At 70.8% G+C, this 15958-nt stretch carries 17 protein-coding genes; 7 read left to right on the top strand and 10 right to left on the bottom strand.

Features of this window, described 5'->3' with window-relative positions:
- The first annotated feature begins 30 nt into the window (after positions 1 to 30).
- The 5 genes from E3O48_RS07770 to E3O48_RS07750 all read left to right on the top strand — a co-directional run bounded on the left by E3O48_RS07770 (position 31) and on the right by E3O48_RS07750 (position 4489).
- Complete coding sequence (locus E3O48_RS07770; protein ID WP_134537980.1) at positions 31 to 1485, top strand: NAD(P)/FAD-dependent oxidoreductase; 1455 nt, start codon at positions 31 to 33, stop codon at positions 1483 to 1485.
- Between the two features lie 270 nt (positions 1486 to 1755).
- Positions 1756 to 2760 (top strand): TerC family protein, encoded by a 1005-nt coding sequence (locus E3O48_RS07765; RefSeq protein WP_134537979.1) that lies wholly within the window; start codon positions 1756 to 1758, stop codon positions 2758 to 2760.
- 78 nt (positions 2761 to 2838) lie between these two features.
- Positions 2839 to 3213 carry a Fe-S oxidoreductase gene (locus tag E3O48_RS07760; protein WP_134537978.1) on the top strand — a complete coding sequence of 125 codons (375 nt, stop codon included), beginning with the start codon at positions 2839 to 2841 and terminating at the stop codon, positions 3211 to 3213.
- Positions 3210 to 4052: an SDR family NAD(P)-dependent oxidoreductase gene (locus E3O48_RS07755; protein ID WP_134537977.1), complete on the top strand. Its 843-nt coding sequence runs from the start codon at positions 3210 to 3212 to the stop codon at positions 4050 to 4052. The genes E3O48_RS07760 and E3O48_RS07755 overlap by 4 nt, the downstream gene beginning before the upstream one ends.
- Positions 4053 to 4075: 23 nt before the next feature.
- The gene (locus tag E3O48_RS07750; protein ID WP_134537976.1) at positions 4076 to 4489 is read left to right on the top strand and encodes a DUF302 domain-containing protein; all 414 of its coding nucleotides are present in this window, start codon (positions 4076 to 4078) and stop codon (positions 4487 to 4489) included.
- A gap of 101 nt (positions 4490 to 4590) precedes the next feature.
- Here the strand turns inward: E3O48_RS07750 and E3O48_RS07745 are convergent, their stop codons facing one another.
- The 3 genes from E3O48_RS07745 to E3O48_RS07735 all read right to left on the bottom strand — a co-directional run bounded on the left by E3O48_RS07745 (position 4591) and on the right by E3O48_RS07735 (position 7346).
- Entirely contained in the window at positions 4591 to 6087 is a 1497-nt protein-coding gene (locus E3O48_RS07745; RefSeq protein ID WP_134537975.1) for a catalase, read from the bottom strand.
- Positions 6084 to 6626 carry a Fur family transcriptional regulator gene (locus E3O48_RS07740; protein ID WP_134537974.1) on the bottom strand — a complete coding sequence of 181 codons (543 nt, stop codon included), beginning with the start codon at positions 6624 to 6626 and terminating at the stop codon, positions 6084 to 6086. The genes E3O48_RS07745 and E3O48_RS07740 overlap by 4 nt, the downstream gene beginning before the upstream one ends.
- A gap of 120 nt (positions 6627 to 6746) precedes the next feature.
- Positions 6747 to 7346 carry a MarR family winged helix-turn-helix transcriptional regulator gene (locus E3O48_RS07735; RefSeq protein WP_134537973.1) on the bottom strand — a complete coding sequence of 200 codons (600 nt, stop codon included), beginning with the start codon at positions 7344 to 7346 and terminating at the stop codon, positions 6747 to 6749.
- Between the two features lie 62 nt (positions 7347 to 7408).
- Here E3O48_RS07735 and E3O48_RS07730 point away from each other — a divergent pair, with 62 nt between their 5' ends.
- Positions 7409 to 9472: an MMPL family transporter gene (locus E3O48_RS07730; protein ID WP_134537972.1), complete on the top strand. Its 2064-nt coding sequence runs from the start codon at positions 7409 to 7411 to the stop codon at positions 9470 to 9472.
- Positions 9473 to 9529: 57 nt separating this feature from the next.
- Here E3O48_RS07730 and E3O48_RS07725 read toward each other — a convergent pair whose 3' ends face one another.
- Entirely contained in the window at positions 9530 to 10957 is a 1428-nt protein-coding gene (locus E3O48_RS07725) for an amidase (RefSeq protein ID WP_134537971.1), read from the bottom strand.
- Positions 10958 to 10962: 5 nt separating this feature from the next.
- A complete protein-coding gene (locus tag E3O48_RS07720) occupies positions 10963 to 11319 on the bottom strand; it encodes a hypothetical protein (protein ID WP_134537970.1) in 357 nt (118 codons plus the stop codon).
- A gap of 39 nt (positions 11320 to 11358) precedes the next feature.
- Here E3O48_RS07720 and E3O48_RS07715 point away from each other — a divergent pair, with 39 nt between their 5' ends.
- On the top strand, positions 11359 to 12183 hold the full coding sequence (locus E3O48_RS07715) for an SDR family oxidoreductase (RefSeq protein WP_134537969.1): 825 nt from the start codon (positions 11359 to 11361) through the stop codon (positions 12181 to 12183).
- A 12-nt stretch (positions 12184 to 12195) separates the two neighbouring features.
- Here the strand turns inward: E3O48_RS07715 and E3O48_RS07710 are convergent, their stop codons facing one another.
- The 5 genes from E3O48_RS07710 to E3O48_RS07690 are packed head-to-tail and all read right to left on the bottom strand — an operon-like array spanning position 12196 to position 15947.
- Entirely contained in the window at positions 12196 to 12774 is a 579-nt protein-coding gene (locus E3O48_RS07710; RefSeq protein WP_174774772.1) for a GNAT family N-acetyltransferase, read from the bottom strand.
- A 30-nt stretch (positions 12775 to 12804) separates the two neighbouring features.
- Entirely contained in the window at positions 12805 to 13494 is a 690-nt protein-coding gene (locus E3O48_RS07705) for a uracil-DNA glycosylase (protein ID WP_134537968.1), read from the bottom strand.
- Positions 13495 to 13505: 11 nt separating this feature from the next.
- Positions 13506 to 14225, bottom strand: coding sequence for a Type 1 glutamine amidotransferase-like domain-containing protein (locus E3O48_RS07700; protein ID WP_134537967.1), 720 nt, complete (start codon positions 14223 to 14225; stop codon positions 13506 to 13508).
- Positions 14222 to 14791: a phosphoribosyltransferase gene (locus E3O48_RS07695; protein ID WP_134537966.1), complete on the bottom strand. Its 570-nt coding sequence runs from the start codon at positions 14789 to 14791 to the stop codon at positions 14222 to 14224. The genes E3O48_RS07700 and E3O48_RS07695 overlap by 4 nt, the downstream gene beginning before the upstream one ends.
- A 25-nt stretch (positions 14792 to 14816) precedes the next feature.
- The gene (locus tag E3O48_RS07690) at positions 14817 to 15947 is read right to left on the bottom strand and encodes a bifunctional 2-methylcitrate synthase/citrate synthase (protein ID WP_134537965.1); all 1131 of its coding nucleotides are present in this window, start codon (positions 15945 to 15947) and stop codon (positions 14817 to 14819) included.
- Between the last annotated feature and the right edge of the window lie 11 nt (positions 15948 to 15958).

The following is a 15958-nucleotide window of genomic DNA, read 5'->3' as shown; positions in this document are numbered from 1 at the left end:
CCACCCCGCCCCGCAGTCAGGAGAACAGCCATGGCAGAACCGACCGACAGCAGCACGGACTACGACGTGATCGTGATCGGCGCCGGGGCGGTGGGCGAGAACGTCGCCGACCGCACGGTGCAGGGCGGCCTGCGCACGGTGATCGTCGAGAGCGAACTGGTCGGCGGCGAATGCTCCTACTGGGCGTGCATGCCGTCGAAGGCGCTGCTGCGCAGCGGGGCCGCCGTGACCGCCGCCCGGCGCGTCGGCGGCGCGGCCGAGGCCGTCACCGGCGAGCTGGATGTCGCGGCCGTGCTGCGCCGCCGGGACTCCTTCACGAGCAACTGGTCGGACGAGGGCCAGGTGAGGTGGCTGGCGAAGGCCGGAATCGACCTGGTGCGCGGCCACGCCCGGCTGACCGGGGTGCGCGAGGTGACCGTGACCCACCCGGACGGCAGCACGACCGTGCTGACGGCGGCGCACGCCGTGGTCGTGAGCACCGGTTCCGCCGCGCTGCTGCCCGACATCCCCGGCCTGGCCCACGTCGCACCGTGGACCAGCCGGGAGGCCACCAGCGCCCGGAGCATCCCGGCGGGCCTCGCCGTCATCGGCGGGGGCGTCGTCGCGGTCGAGATGGCCACCGCGTACGCCGCCCTCGGCGCCCACGTCACCCTGGTCGTGCGCCGCCGCCTGCTCGGCGGGATGGAACCGTTCGCCGGGGACCTCGTCACGACCTCGCTCCGGGAGAGCGGCGTCACCGTGCTCACCGGGGTGTCCACGACCAGCGCGGTGCGCACCGAGGACGGCCGGGTCGCGCTCACCCTCGACGACGGAACCACCGTCACCGCCGCCGAGGTGCTGGTCGCCACCGGCCGGGTGCCGCACACCGGTGACCTCGGCCTTGAGACGGTCGGCCTCACCCCGGGCGACTGGCTCACGGTCGACGACACCATGCTCGTGCGGGGAGCCGCGCCGGAGCTGGCCGGGCAGTGGCTGTACGCGACCGGGGACGTCAACCACCGCGCCCTGCTCACCCACCAGGGGAAGTACCAGGCCAGGGCGGCCGGCGATGTGATCGCGGCGCGGGCCGCCGGCCGGCCGGTCGATGACGCACCCTGGGGAACCCACGTCGCCACGGCCGACCACGCCGCGGTCCCCCAGGTGACCTTCGGCGACCCCGAGGTCGCGTCGGTCGGGCTGACCCAGGCGGCCGCGGAGAAGGCCGGACACCGCATCCGGGTGCTCGACTACAACCTGGGCTGGGTCGCCGGGTCGAGCGTGCACGCCGACGGCTACACCGGAACGGCCAGGGCGATCGTCGACCTCGACCGGGAGGTGCTGCTCGGGGTCACCTTCGTCGGCCAGGACGTCGCTGAGCTCCTGCACGCGGCCACCATCGCCGTGGTCGGCGAGGTTCCGATCGGCAGGCTCTGGCATGCCGTTCCGAGTTACCCGACGATGAGCGAGGTCTGGCTGCGCCTGCTCGAGGAGTACGGCCGGCCGTGACCCGGACCGCCGACCCGTAGTCCGAGCTCTTCGGCCCGCGGCCGTCCGGTCTGCCGAAGGCGGAACCAGCTCGCGGCTCAGGTTTGCGAAGCCGGCGCACGGTGTACCGCCCGCCCGCTTCTCAAACCTGCGCCACGAGGCGCAGGGAGCGTATCGGCACAGATCCGGACGGTGGACCCGAGAGCGCGTGGTTGCCGTCCCATCCCTATATTCTGGGTGAACGATTCCCGGTGGACGCCGGACTCGTCTCAATCAACGGGAAGGCCACCCATGCTCGAAGTGACCACGCTCCGCTGGGCGCTCACCATCGCCGTCATCCTGGGGCTGCTCGCCCTGGACCTGGGTCTCGCTGCTGCCCGGCCGCACGAGGTCAAGTTCCGCGAAGCAGTGATCTCGTCGATTCTCTACATTGCCGTGGCCATCGGCTTCGGCCTGGTCTTGGCCGCGCAGGTGGGGTGGGAATTCGGTGCGGAATACTTCGCCGGTTACATCGTGGAGAAAAGCCTCTCCATCGACAACCTTTTCGTCTTCGTAATCATCATGACGACCTTCGCCGTGCCCGCTAAGTACCAGCAGAAGGTACTCATCTTCGGCATCGCGCTGGCCCTGGTCATGCGAGCGATCTTCATCGCGCTCGGTGCCGCATTGCTCTCGCTCTTCTCCTTCATGTTCCTGATCTTCGGTCTGGTGCTGATCTTCACGGCCGTCCAGCTCTACCGGCACCGCGATGTGGACCCGGATGTGCAGGACAACGTACTGGTGCGCGTGGCCCGTCGCGGCCTGACGGTCACCGACGAGTACGACGGCGGCCGCTTGTTCTCACGCCTGGACGGCCGCCGAGCGGTGACGCCGCTCTTCATCGTGCTGCTGGCCATCGGCAGCACGGACCTCCTGTTTGCGCTTGACTCGATCCCGGCGATCTTCGGGATCACCGACGAACCGTACATCGTCTTCACCGCGAACGCCTTCGCCCTTCTCGGGCTCCGCGCACTCTACTTCCTCGTCAAGGGGCTCCTGGACCGCCTCGTCTACCTCTCCACCGGTCTGGCAATCATCCTGGCCTTCATCGGCGTCAAGCTCGTGCTGCACTGGGGGCATGGCCTCGACGACCGAGTACCGGAGGTCAGCACCAACCTCAGCCTCATCGTCATCGGCGTCGTCCTGACCGTGACGACCGTTGCCAGCCTGGTCAAGGTGCGCCGAGACCCAACCGCACGCGCCCACGCCGGTTCGCTCACGGCGGAGGAACCGAACGATTCCGGCCACTCGAGATGACCGTCTGATCAGCTGGGTCGGGCCGGGCCGCGGGTGATCCCGCGGGCCTCGGTCGCCGATAGCGCCTACGCTGGGGAGGTGCGCAGCATCCTCTTCGATTCCCCCGTCAGCCGGGCCGGCTACCTGTACGCCACCCTGGTCGGCCTGGTCTGGGGCTCCGTCTGGAGCACCGGCCGGGTCGAACGCCGCGGCGGCCTCGTGGTCTTCCGCGGGATGCCCGCCTGGGCCTTCGGTCGCGGCGGTTCCTGCGTGGGCGGCTGCTACCTGACCGACCAGAACGTCACCGACCGGATCCTGGAACACGAGGCCGTGCACAAACGCCAGTGGCAGCGGTACGGGATGGTCTTCCCGCTGCTCTACCTGGTGGCCGGCCGCAATCCGCTCCGGAACCGGTTCGAAATCGAAGCCGGACTCGACAGGGGCGGCTACCTCGCCCAGGGGGAACACAGATGAGTAAGCGAACGATCATCATCACCGGCGCCAGCGACGGCATCGGGGCCGCCGCCGCCCGCAAACTCAGCGCGGACGGCGAGCACGTCGTGATCGTGGGGCGCTCCCCCGCCAAGACGGCGTCGATCGCCGATGACCTCGACGTGGACTACTTCGTGGCCGACTTCGCCCGGCTGGACGAGGTGCGCACCCTCGCAGCCGAACTGCGGGAGCGCTACCCGCGGATCGATGTCCTGGCCAACAACGCCGGCGGCATCATGGGCACCCGCGAGCTCACCGTGGACGGCCATGAGAAGACCTTCCAGGTCAATCACCTCGCTCCGTTCCTGTTGACGACGCTCCTGATCGACCGGCTCAGCGAGAGTTCGGCCACCGTGGTCAACACCTCCAGCGCCGCGAACAGCGTCTTCGGCAAGTTCGACCTCGACGACCTCGACGCGGAGCGTTCCTACTCGCCGAACCGGGCCTACGGGAACGCCAAGCTGGCCAACATCCTCTTCACCCGGGAGCTGCACCACCGCTACCACGACCAGGGCATCTCCGCCGCCGCGTTCCACCCCGGCGTGGTCGCGACAGGTTTCGCCGCCGACTCGACGAGCGTCATGCGCCTGATCTACCGCACCCCGCTGAAGCGCTTCCTGATGCCGCCGGAGCAGGGCGCCGACACGCTGACCTGGCTGGCCACGGCGACGCCGGGCACCGACTGGATCTCGGGTGAGTACTACGAGAAGCGCGTGGTGCAGAAGGCGAACCCGCAGGCGTACGACCCGGCCCTGGCCGCCGCCCTCTGGGCTCGCAGCGAGGCCATGACCCACGAATCGGCCGCGCCGGTACCGGAGTAACCAACCAGCAGAGGAGAAGGACAATGAGCTACGCACACACCATCACCGTGGATGCTTCATTCGACGAGGCCGTTCGCCTGATCAGGGCCGCCCTGGCCGACCAGGGGTTCGGGGTGCTGTCCGAGATCGACGTGCACGCCACCTTCACCGCGAAACTCGGTGCGGAACAGGCGGATGCGGTGGGTGACTATCTCATCCTCGGCGCCTGCAACCCGCAGCTCGCCAGCCGGGCGATCGCCGCCGACCCGAGCATCGGGGCGCTGCTGCCCTGCAACGTGGTGGTGCGGCGCGCGCCCGGCGCCGCCCAGACCACGGTGCAGGCGATCAACCCGGCCATCATGGTGGAGCTGAGCCACGCGCCGGAGATCAAGGACGTCGCGGCCGAGGCCGACGCCCGCCTGCGGGCTGCGCTCACCACCCTGCTCCCGCCCGTGTGACGCTGGGGCCGCGGTCGTCGAGGCCCTTCGGCAGAACCGGGAACGCCCGGCCTCCGCGAGGAGGCCGGGCGTTCCCGTCAGTGCTACCCGGCGGCTTTGGACTACTCGGCGGCGTAGCCCGCTGATGCCTCGGCCAGCAGGTCTGCCTCGGCCCAGGCCGCGAGGTTCGCCCGGAGCTTCGCACCGAGGTCGGCGTCCACGCTGGTCCAGTAGCCGATGGCCCGCTCGGTGACCTCGGGGCGCTCGACGCCGCTGATGGCGCCGGTGATGGTGTCCAGGAACCGAGCCTTGGCCGCATCGTCGTAGACGTCGCGGTAGAGCGTGCCGGCCTGGCCGAAGTCGCTGTCCTCACTGCGCAGCCGCGCGGCGGCACGGAGCAGTTCGCCGTCGTTCTCCCAGCCGCCTTCCGCCGCGAGGAGCGGGTCGGCGACGGGGCCGCCGAGCGAGTTCGGGGCGTAGTTCGGCGCCTCCGGGGCGTTGTAGTGGTGGCGCGCCGCGCCATCCTGCGAGTAGCTATTCACCGGCGCCTTCGGCGCGTTCACCGGCAGCTCGGCGAAGTTGGTACCGACGCGGTAGCGCTGCGCGTCGGGGTAGGAGAAGATGCGCGCCATCAGCATCTTGTCGGGGCTCGCCGCGATGCCGGGCACGAAGTTGGCCGGCGAGAACGCGGCCTGCTCGATCTCGGCGAAGAAGTTCTGCGGGTTGCGGTTGAGGGTGTGCGTGCCGATCTTGACCAGCGGGTAGTCGGCGTGCGGCCACACCTTGGTGATGTCGAACGGGTTGAAGCGGTAGGTCTTGCCGTCTTCGTAGGGCATGATCTGCACCGAGACGTCCCAGGACGGGAAGTCGCCGGCCTCGATGGCGTCGTGCAGGTCGCGGCGGTAGTAGTCGGCGTCGGCGCCGGCGATGAGTTCGGCCTCCGAGCCCTCCATCTCGATGTTGCCCTGGTTGGAGGTGAAGTGGTACTTCACCCAGAAGCGCTCGCCCTCGGCGTTGATCCACTGGTAGGTGTGCGAGCCGAAGCCGGGCATCTCGCGCCAGGAACGCGGCAGGCCGCGGTCGCCCATCAGGTAGGTCACCTGGTGCGCGGACTCGGGAGAGAGGGTCCAGAAGTCCCACTGCATCGTGGCGTCGCGGAGACCGGAACCCGGCAGGCGCTTCTGGGAGTGGATGAAGTCGGGGAACTTGATGCCGTCGCGGATGAAGAAGACGGGGGTGTTGTTGCCGACGATGTCGTAGTTGCCCTCGGCCGTGTAGAACTTCACCGAGAAGCCGCGCACGTCGCGCCAGGTATCGGGGCTGCCCTGCTCGCCGGCGACGCTGGAGAAGCGCTGCAGCGTGTCGGTGGTGGTGCCGGGCTGGAAGACCGCGGCGCGGGTGTATGCGGAGACGTCACCGGTGACCTCGAACGTGCCGTGCGCCCCGCCGCCCTTGGCGTGGACGATGCGCTCCGGGATGCGCTCGCGGTTGAACTGGGCGAGCTTCTCGACCAGGTAGCGGTCGTGCAGGGCTGTGACTCCGTCGGTTCCAACGGTCAGGGAGTGCTCGTCGCTGGCGACGGGCGTTCCCGTCTGGGTGGTGGTGGGCTTGATAGTCATCGTGCTCCTTTGTTCGACAGCAGTGGTGGTCCGGTACGAGTGGTGGCCAGTTCGACCTGGCAGGCGGGGCACAGGCCCCAATAGGTCACCTCGGCGGCACGCACTGCGAAGCCGGCGGCGTCGTCGGGCGTCAGGCAGGGTGCCTCGCCGACGGCGCAGTCGACATCGCGCACGGTGCCGCAGCGGGTGCAGACGATGTGGTGGTGGTTGTCGCCGACCCGGCGTTCGAACAGGGCCGCGGAGCCTGACGGTTCGATCTTGCGGGCGAGCCCGGCGTCGGTGAACGCGGCGAGCACCCCGTAGACGGCCTGGAGCGAGGTGCCCGGGAGTTCGGCGCGCACGACGGTGAACAACCGGTCGGCGCTCGAATGCGGCGCGTCGGCCAGCGCGCGCAGCACGGCCAGGCGCGGCGCGGTGACTTTGAGTCCGGCGGCACGGATGCTCTCGACGAGCGCGTCCGCGGCGGGAACCGGCGCGGGGCCGGAGGCCTCGGCGCTCCGCTGCGTCACCTCGGTCTGCGTCACCTCGGTCGCCGTCATGTCCCCCACGCTAGCCGTTATTTTGAATTGCTCAAAATAAGGGCACCCTGCATGAACCCATGGCTGCATGAACCCACGGCTGCATGAACCCATGACAGGGCTCGGAACTCCGGCCTCCGGTTACTCGGCGGACGGCCCGCCGACATCGAGTGCCCGGTCGGGGGCGAGCGCGGACTCGTAGACACCCACCACCCGGGTGAGGAAGGCCTCGATGACGACCCGCTCCTCGGGCGAGAGCTCCTGGGTGAGCGAGGCGACTCCGCCGATGACGGGCATCAGCTCGTCCACGGCCTTCGCCACGGAGGCCGCGGCGGGCACGACGACGACCTTCCGCCGGTCGGAGGCGTGCGGATGCCGCTGGGCATGACCCAGCGTGACCAGGCGGTCCACGACCAGGGTCGTCGCCGCCGTGGAGATGTCCAGGCGCCGGGAGAGTTCGCTCGGGGTGAGTGACCCGGAGACCATCAGGTGCTCCATCGCGGACAGGTCGGTCGGGTTCACCGTGAGGGCGGCGCCGACGTGGCGCTCGAAGTCCCGGGAGAGCGTCACGATCTTGCGCAGTTGATTGCCGATCCCGCCGGAGCGGGGCAGGCCGATGTCATTGACGCCGATGTCATTGACGCCGATGTCATTGAAGCCGGAGTCGTTCACGCCGGTCTCGCCTGCGGCGTCTCCGACGCCGCGCGCGGCGTCGGGAACTGAGTTGCGGCGCTGATCCATAACGGTCATACTAGTGCAAACATAGCTAGGATGCTTAGCAATAAGGCTCATTGGAGGAAAATGTGATCGCAATCCTGCGGTTCATCACCGGTCGACGCACGGCCTGGCTCGTTCTCGCCGGGACCGCGGTCGCCGTCGGGCTGCTGTTCAGCCTGCTGCCGCAGGACAAGTCAGAGGACTTCCCGACCTCCGGGCTGCCGAGTTCGAGCCAGGCCGCCCAGGTCGACAAGCTCCTCGCGGACTTCCCCTCGGCCAAGCAGACCTCCGCGATCGTGGTGTGGAGCCGGACGGGCGCCGACCTCTCCGCCGCCGACGTCACGGCGATCACCGACCGGGCTGCCGCGCTCGGCGAGCAGTCCACCGCCCCCCGGGCGACGACGCCGCGGTTCAGCGATGACAAGCGGGCCGCCATCAGCGTGGTGCCGCTCGAGGCGAAGAAGGCGACCGCCGACATCGGGAAGACCGCGACGGACATCCGCTCGGCGGCCTCGTCCGACCTCCCGACCGGGCTCACCGCCTACGTCACCGGTCCGGTCGGCTTCCAGTCCGACATCACCAACGCGTTCGCCGGTGCCGACCTCCGGCTCCTCCTCGTCACCGTGATCGTCGTCGCGGTGCTCCTGATCGTCACCTACCGCAGCCCCGTGCTCTGGATCGTGCCCCTGGTCGTGGTCGGCCTGGCCGACGGCCTGTCCACGGTCGTGGTCGGCGCCCTCGCCGGACCGTTCGGCATCGTGCTCGACCCGTCGGTGTCCGGCATCCAGTCCGTCCTGGTCTTCGGGGCCGGCACGAACTATGCCCTGCTGCTCGTCGCCCGCTACCGGGAGGAACTGCTCCGGGCGGAAAACCGCAACGCGGCCATGCTCACCGCCGTGCGCAGCGCCGGACCGGCGATCGCCGCCAGCGGCGGCACGGTGGCGCTCAGCCTGCTCACCCTGCTCTTCGCCGAGCTCTCCGGCAACCGGGCGCTGGGCTTCGCCTGCGCCATCGGCGTCGTCGTGGCCATCCTCTTCGCCCTGATCGTGCTGCCCGCCGCGCTCGTGGTCTGCGGCCGCGGCCTGTTCTGGCCGTTCGTCCCCCGCTTCCAGGCCGGCCTCGAGCCGGCCCGCGAGGGCTTCTGGACCCGGCTCGGCCGCGGCGTCGCCCGCCGGCCCGCCCTGATCGTGGTCACCTCGATCGCCGGCATCGGGGCGCTCAGCCTCGGCCTGCTCGGGGCATCCGTCGGCCTCTCCCAGGCCGACCAGCTGCTCGGCAACCCGGAGTCGGTGCAGGCGCAGAAGATCGTCGACCGGTCCTTCTCGGCCGGCCTGACCAGCCAGACCGTCGTCCTGGCCCCGGATGCCGAGGCCGCCGAGGCCGCGGACCTCGCTTCCGCCACGACCGGGGTCGAGGCCGTGCAGCCGGGCGAGAGCGCGAACGGCCGCACCCGGCTGAACCTCTCGCTGGCGAGCGAGCCGGGCAGTGAAGCGACCTTCGGCACCCTCGCCGCGCTGCGCGCCGGCTACGCGGATGCCTCCGGTGCGGTCTCCGAGTCGCTGGTCGGCGGCAGCGATGCCACCGCGCTCGACAACCGCACGAGCGCGCAGGCCGACCAGGACCTGATCATCCCGATGATCCTCGCCATCGTCTTCGGCATCCTGGCCATCCTGCTCCGTTCGCTGGTCGCGCCGGTGCTCCTGATCGTGAGCGTGCTCGCGACGTTCTTCGCCAGCCTGGGCGCCTCCAACGCGATCTTCCAGAACCTGATGGGCTTCCCCGCCTTCAACACCAACGTCGTGCTGTTCGCGTTCCTGTTCCTGGTGGCGCTCGGGGTGGACTACAACATCTTCCTGACCACCCGGGCCAGGGAGGAGGCCCAGCATCACGGCACGAAGGAGGGAATGGTGCGCGCCCTCTCCTCCACCGGCGCCGTCATCACCAGCGCCGGCATCCTGATCGCCGCGGTGTTCGCCGTCCTCGGCGTCCTGCCCGTGGTCGCCCTCACCCAGATCGGCGTGATCGTCTGCATCGGCGTGCTGCTGGACACCCTCGTCGTGCGCACGCTGGTGGTGCCCGCTCTGGTCTTCCTCACCGGCGACCGCTTCTGGTTCCCGTCCCGCCCGGCAGCGCGAGCCCCGCGGAGCTGACCTGGTCGGCCGGAACGTTCGGGCGTCCGGCCGGCCGGCCCCCTGGCCGCACCATCCTCACCGCTCGGGCGGCACCCGGTGCTGCCAGCGCAGGCGCCGCTCGAGCTGGGCGCCGAGGGCCAGCAGGGTGGCCTCGCCGCCCGGCCGGCCGATCAGCTGCACGCCCATCGGCAGGCCGCCCTCGGTCTGCAGCACCGGCAGCACGATGGCCGGCAGCCCGGCCACGTTCACCATCGACGTGAACGGGGTGTACCGCACCTGCTGGGCGAAGTTCGCCTCGCCGTCCTCCCGGTCGTACCAGCCCACCGGGCGCGGTGTCATCGCCAGCGCCGGGGTGAGCACGGCGTCGAAGCGGGACAGCTGGCCGATGAACGACCGTTCGTAGGCGGCGAGCGCGGCGAGCGCCTCGGCCAGGGTGCGCGCCGAGAGGGCGCGGCCCCGGCCGACGAGCCACCGGGTGAGCGGCTCGAGCAGCAGCAGCTCCTCCTCGGTCTCGGCCGGGATGCTCGCGGCCCCGGCCTGCCAGATCGTGCGGAAGGCCGGCGCGTAGCTCTCGTCCGGGGTGAGCGCCGTCTCCTCCAGGCCGTGCCCGATGGCGGCGAACTCGGCGACGGCGAGGTCAAGGGCCGCCATCGCCTCGGGTGCGAGGTCGATCGGGTAGTCACCGTCCCAGGCCGAGGTGGTCATCACCCCGAGCTGGAACCGGCCGTCCCCGCGCACGGCCGCCGCCAGCAGCGGGGCCTCCTCGCCGGGGGCGCGGAGGGCGAACGGGTGCGACGGATGCCCGCCCCGGGGAGTGATCATCGCGTCCAGCAGCAGCGCGGCATCCGCCACGGTCCTCGCCAGCGGCCCGCCGACGCTGAGGCCGCCGAGCGTGTCGATCCCGGACGCGGCCGGCACCCGGCCGCGGGACGGCTTGAGTCCGACCAGGCCGCATGCCGCGGCCGGAATGCGAATCGATCCGCCGCCGTCGGAGCCGGGGGCGAACGGGAGCAGGCGCGCCGCGACGGCGACCGCCGCCCCGCCGCTCGATCCCCCGGCGCCGAGGTCGGGATTCCAGGGGTTGCGGGCAGGGGCGGCCGCCAGGCTCTCGGTGTAGGCGGGCAGGCCGAACTCCGGAGTGCTGGTCTTGCCGAGGCTCACCCCGCCGGCCGCGTCGAGCGCGGCCACGAGGTCGTCGGACTCCGCGGGAACGAAGTCCCGCATCAGCCGGGAGCCGAACCGGGCGGGCACCCCGGCGCGGAGCTGGAGGTCCTTGTCGGCGAACGGGAGTCCCCAGAGCGGCGCCGTCTGCGGCACGTGCTCTTCGAGGTGACGGGCCCGCGCCTGCGCGGCCTCCGCGGTGACGGTGACGAACGCGCCGAGGGCGGGGTTGGCCGCCTTGATCCGGGCCAGGAAGTGCCGGGTCAGCTCGGAGGGGCTGAACTCGCCGCGCTGGAGGGCCTGCCATTGCTCAAGGGCGGTCAGTTCGTGTGGCTCGGTCATGCCGGTCAGGCCCCGATTCCGGTCAGGAGGGCCTGGAACGCCCGGGGCGCCGCGGTGAGCACCGAACGCGCCGCCCAGGTGCCGGCCCAGTGTGCGACCTGGGCCACGTTGATGATCTCGTACTGCACGACGGAGCCGGAATCCTCCTCGAGCACCCGGTACTCGCCGCGGTACCACCAACCGCCCTGCACCACGATCAGTCGCTGCGCCGGGTCGGAGAGGAACCGGCCGCCGGCCCCGGCGCGGGGCTCGAGTGCCCGCAGCAGACGCGGGTAGACGACGGTCGGGGCGGCGTCGAGGTGGCCGGCGAAGGAACGCAGTACCGTGTGCCGTTCGGGCAGGTCGAGGGGGGCATCGGTCATCCCTCGACTGTACGCGGGCCGACTCGCTAGCCTGAAACCATGAGAAACAGAGTGTTCAACCCGATCGGAACCGTCGCCCTCGTCACGGGGGCCTCGAGCGGGCTAGGTGCCGGTTTCGCGCGCGAGCTCGCCGAGCGCGGGGCCGACCTCGTGCTCACCGCCCGGCGCCAGGACCGTCTCGAGGGCCTGGCCGTCGAACTGGCCGAGAAGTACGGCACGGTGTCGACGGTGATCCCGCTCGACCTCGCCGCGCCGGGCGCCGTCGCCGAGCTGGTCGCCGACCTGCACACCCGCGGCATCACCGTCGGCACGCTCGTCAACAACGCGGGTTTCGCCACCTACGGTACCCTGGCCGACACCGACCCGGTGCGGCTCTCCGAGGAGGTTTCGCTCAACGTCACGGCGCTCACCGCGCTCACCCGGGCGTTGCTGCCCGACCTGCTCCGGGCCAGCCGGGCCCACCCGGCCGGCGCCGCCCTGGTGAACCTGGCGAGCACCGCGGCGTTCCAGCCGGTGCCGAAGATGGCCGTCTACGCTGCGACGAAGGCCTATGTGCTCAGCTTCACGGAGGCGCTCTGGTACGAGACCAGGCAGTCGGGCCTCAAGGTCACGGCGATCTGCCCCGGCCCGGTGGACACCGAGTTCTTCGAGGTCGCCGGGCGCAGCGCCGACTCCTACCGGGACCTGCTCACGGTGGCCGACGTCATGCGCACCACGTTCACGGCCCTCGACCGGGCGTCCACCCCGCCGCACGCGGTGAGCGGCCTGCGCAACTCCGTGTTCGCCCAGGTTGCCGGCCGGCTCCCCCATCGCACGGTCGTCACCGTGGTGGGCCGGATGAACCGCTCGGGTCCGACCGCCTGACCCGCGCCGGTCCTACTTGAGGCTCTTCTGCATCAGCACGGTGCCGAGCCAGCGGTCGAACTTGTAGCCGACCTTGCCCATCCGGCCGATCTCCTCGAAGCCGTAGTCGCGGTGCAACGTGATCGAGGCGTCGGCGCCCTGATCGGCGATCACCGCGATGATCTCCTTGAGGCCGGCCGTCTTCGACCGGGTGATCAGTTCCCCCAGCAGCACCCGGCCGAGGCCCTTGCCGGTGGAGGCCGCGCCGAGGTAGATCGAGTTCTCGACCGTGAACCGGTAGGCCCGCTTCTCTTTCCAGGGGCTGACGAGCGCGTAGCCGAGGATCTGCCCGGCCGGCGACACGGCCACGATGAACGGCATCCCGAGTTTGCCGAGGTAGTAGAACTTGCTCCGCCACGCGGCGAGGGTCATCGGGTCGACGTCGAAGGTCACCGTGCTGTTGGCGACGTAGTAGTTGTAGATCTCGCGGATGTACGGCAGGTCCGTGATCTGGGCGTCGCGCATCGTGTATTCGAACGGGGCCTCGACCTCCGGCCGCGGCCGGAGGTGCCGGGGCAGCTGTCGGCGCGGCTGGTATTCCTCTTCAAGCACGTACTACTCCTCACCCCGGAAGATTCCAGATTACCCGAGCGACCAGTCCACCGGGGCCGCCCCGGCCGCCACGAGGCAGTCGTTCGCCCGGCTGAACGGCCGGGACCCGAAGAACCCGCGGCGCGCCGACAGCGGGCTCGGGTGCGCGGACTCGATCACGGGCGTGTCGCCGAGCAGCGGCCGGGCCTGGCCGGCATCCCTGCCCCAGAGGATCGCGACCAGGGGGCGCCTCCTCGCGACGAGCGCCCGGATGGCCTGCTCGGTGATCCTCTCCCAGCCGCGCCGCCGGTGCGACCCCGAGATCCCCGCCTGCACGGTGAGCACCCGGTTGAGCAGCAGCACGCCCTGGTCGGCCCAGGGCGAGAGGTCTCCGTTGGCGGCCGTGACGCCCACGTCGTCGCGCAGCTCCGCGGCGATGTTCCGGAGGCTCTGCGGCAGCGGGCGCACGTGTCGCTCCACCGCGAAGGCGAGGCCGATCGGATGCCCCGGTGTCGGATACGGGTCCTGGCCGAGGATGAGCACCGACACGGCGTCGAACGGGTCCCGGAACGCCCGGAAGACCGTGCCGGCCGGCGGAAGCCACGGGCGCCCGGCCGCGGTCTCGGCGCTGAGGAACCCGTCCATCGCCGCGACCTCGTCCGACACCGGCTCGAGCGCCCGCGCCCAGCCCGGATCGATCGCGCCGGAGCGGGCGAGCGTCTCCAGCGTTGTCGACGGCACCGGGGAGCGGCTCAGGCGCCGAAGGTGCTGACGAGCACGCCGCCGTCGGCCTGGCTGACCCGCCAGACGCTGCCGGCCCCGACGACGCTGAGGGCGCCGACGCCCACGATCAGGGCCGTGCTCTCGTCGATGGCCAGTCCCCCGTCGATCAGGCCGGCCTCGGTGGCCGCGACGAGCCGGGAGAGCGTTCCCCACTGCGCCGCGTGCACCTCGACCGTGACGTCGAGCAGCCCGATGCCGGGTTCGATGGTGACCTCGTCGAGGCCTTCGGCGGCATCCTGAGCGGTCACCTCGACCCCGCCCATCCGCCAGCCGCCGATCAGGGCACGCTCGGCCGCGATCATGGCGCCCGCGGAGAACCCGAGGTACGGGATGCCGGCGGCCACCTGGCGGCGGATCTCGCCCGCGATCGGGGCGACCGCCGCGAGATAGGCCGAGGTGAGCCCGCCGCCGATGACGATGCCGTCGACCTCGGAGACGGCGAGCAGGCCGGCGAGGGCGCCGTGGGCGAGGCTGGTGATCTTCGGTTCGAGCTCGCCCGCGGCGCCGACCGCGGCCACGAGGTTCGCCGCGTGTTCGGCGCCGTCGCCATCGCGCACGGCGATGATCGCGATCCGCGGCGCGGTGCGGCCCAGGGCGACTCCCCGCGCCGTGGCCTCGACCAGGAACGGCGCGTAGACGGCGGGGTCGTGTTCGGGCGTCCAGCCGCCACCGACCAGGTGCACGCTCACGCGAGGACTCCCTCGACTGCGACGAGGACGGCGGCGACGGGGACGGTCGCGGAGGCGTCCGGGGCCACCACGGGCAGCGACGACCACGGGAAGACGATCCAGCGGTCCGTCTCCCGCCAGGTGTAGTCGGGGACGAGCACCGTCCGCGGCTTCGTGTAGAGGGTGGCCGTGCGCACCTCGGCCGCGCATTCGCGCAGCAGATCCACGACGAGCGCGAGGGTGTGCCCGGAGTCGGACACGTCGTCGACCAGCAGCACGCGCAGCCCGGCGAGCGCCGGGGCGTCGAGCATCGGGCCGGACAGGACCGGCTCCGGCAGCCGCTCGTCCACGCCGGTGTAGAACTGCACGTTGATGCTGCCGCAGTTCTTGGTGCCGAGGGCGTAGGACATCGCGCCCGCGAGCAGCAGGCCGCCGCGGGCGATGGCGATCACGACATCCGTCTGGTAGCCGCTGGCCACAACCTCCGCGGCCAGCGTGCGGGCCGCGTCGGCGAAGACGTTCCAGTCGAGGACTTCTCGTTGAATCCCGGTCAGGTCTGTGCCTGCGTCATGCGCGTCGAATGCCATCTGCCAATGCTAGGTCACGAGCAGGTCACGAAAGGTGCCGCTCCTCATGGCCGTTGTAGAGCGACAGGGGCCGGATGAGCGCGTTCGCGGCGGTCTGCTCGATGATGTGGGCAGTCCAGCCGGTGAGCCTCGCCGCCACGAAGATCGGCGTGAAGGTGAGGGTGTCGAAGCCCATCAGGTGGTACGCCGGGCCCGACGGGTAGTCGAGGTTGGGCAGGATGCCCGTGCGGGCCTCCATCGCCGCGGCGAGGGATCCGTAGAGCTCGAGCAGGTCGGGCCGGCCGTAGTGCTCGATCAGCGTGAGCAGGGCCGTGTACATGGTCGGCACCCGGGAGTCGCCGTGCTTGTAGACCCGGTGCCCGAAGCCCATCACCTTGTGCTTGGCGTCGAGGGTTCGGTTCAGCCAGGCCTCGGCCCGCTCCCCCGCGCCGGGGCCGGCACCGATCTCGTCGAAGATGTGCATGACGGCCTCGTTCGCGCCGCCGTGCAAGGGGCCCTTGAGCGCGCCGATCGCGCCGGTGATCGCGGAGTGCAGGTCGGACATCGTCGAGGTGATCACGCGGGCGGTGAACGTGGACGCGTTGAACGAGTGCTCGGCGTACATGATCATCGACACGTCGAAGGCCTCGACGACGATGAGCTCCGGCACCTCGCCGAACGCCATGAACAGGAAGTTCGCCGAATAGCCGAGGTCGTCGCGCGGCTCGATCAGGTCCAGTCCGTGCCGGCGGCGCTGGTCGTAGGCGACGATCGACGGCATCTGCGCCCACAGGCGCAACCCCTTCGCCCGGTTGGCCTCCGGCGACGAGTCGTCGACCTGGGGGTCGCCCGCGCCGATCAGGCTCACCGCGGTGCGCACGACGTCCATCGGGTGCGCGGTCACCGGCAGTTCGTCGATGACCCGGCGCACGGCGGGCGCCAGGTGCCGCAGCGACCGCTCCTGCTCCTCGAAGTCGGCCAGTTCGTGCTCGGTGGGCAGTTCCCCGTTCCAGAGCAGGTAGGCAACCTCCTCGAAGCTGCGCTGTGCGGCCAGCTCCTGCACGGGGTAGCCGCGGTAGAGCAGTGAGTTGGAGTCCGGATTCACCTTGGACACGGCGGTCCTGTCGACGACAACCCCCGCGAGGCCCTTGAAAACCGTTGGTTCGTTCTGAGTCATGACGCTCCTTT

Source organism: Cryobacterium sp. HLT2-28 (genome assembly GCF_004402495.1).
In the GTDB taxonomy this organism is placed as follows: Bacteria; Actinomycetota; Actinomycetes; order Actinomycetales; family Microbacteriaceae; genus Cryobacterium; species Cryobacterium mannosilyticum.
Note: the sequence above shows the minus strand (reverse complement) of the source record. Positions and strands in the feature narration are given on the sequence as shown.

Bases quoted from the DNA above. Each gene is read 5' to 3' on its own strand.
- E3O48_RS07720 (WP_134537970.1), bottom strand. From the start codon at position 11,319: ATGACCGATGCCCCCCTCGACCTGCCCGAACGGCACACGGTACTGCGT.
- E3O48_RS07725 (WP_134537971.1), bottom strand. From the start codon at position 10,957: ATGACCGAGCCACACGAACTGACCGCCCTTGAGCAATGGCAGGCCCTC.
- E3O48_RS07765 (WP_134537979.1), top strand. From the start codon at position 1,756: ATGCTCGAAGTGACCACGCTCCGCTGGGCGCTCACCATCGCCGTCATC.
- E3O48_RS07770 (WP_134537980.1), top strand. From the start codon at position 31: ATGGCAGAACCGACCGACAGCAGCACGGACTACGACGTGATCGTGATC.
- E3O48_RS07690 (WP_134537965.1), bottom strand. From the start codon at position 15,947: ATGACTCAGAACGAACCAACGGTTTTCAAGGGCCTCGCGGGGGTTGTC.
- E3O48_RS07695 (WP_134537966.1), bottom strand. From the start codon at position 14,791: ATGGCATTCGACGCGCATGACGCAGGCACAGACCTGACCGGGATTCAA.
- E3O48_RS07745 (WP_134537975.1), bottom strand. From the start codon at position 6,087: ATGACTATCAAGCCCACCACCACCCAGACGGGAACGCCCGTCGCCAGC.
- E3O48_RS07755 (WP_134537977.1), top strand. From the start codon at position 3,210: ATGAGTAAGCGAACGATCATCATCACCGGCGCCAGCGACGGCATCGGG.
- E3O48_RS07750 (WP_134537976.1), top strand. From the start codon at position 4,076: ATGAGCTACGCACACACCATCACCGTGGATGCTTCATTCGACGAGGCC.
- E3O48_RS07740 (WP_134537974.1), bottom strand. From the start codon at position 6,626: ATGACGGCGACCGAGGTGACGCAGACCGAGGTGACGCAGCGGAGCGCC.
- E3O48_RS07735 (WP_134537973.1), bottom strand. From the start codon at position 7,346: ATGGATCAGCGCCGCAACTCAGTTCCCGACGCCGCGCGCGGCGTCGGA.
- E3O48_RS07715 (WP_134537969.1), top strand. From the start codon at position 11,359: ATGAGAAACAGAGTGTTCAACCCGATCGGAACCGTCGCCCTCGTCACG.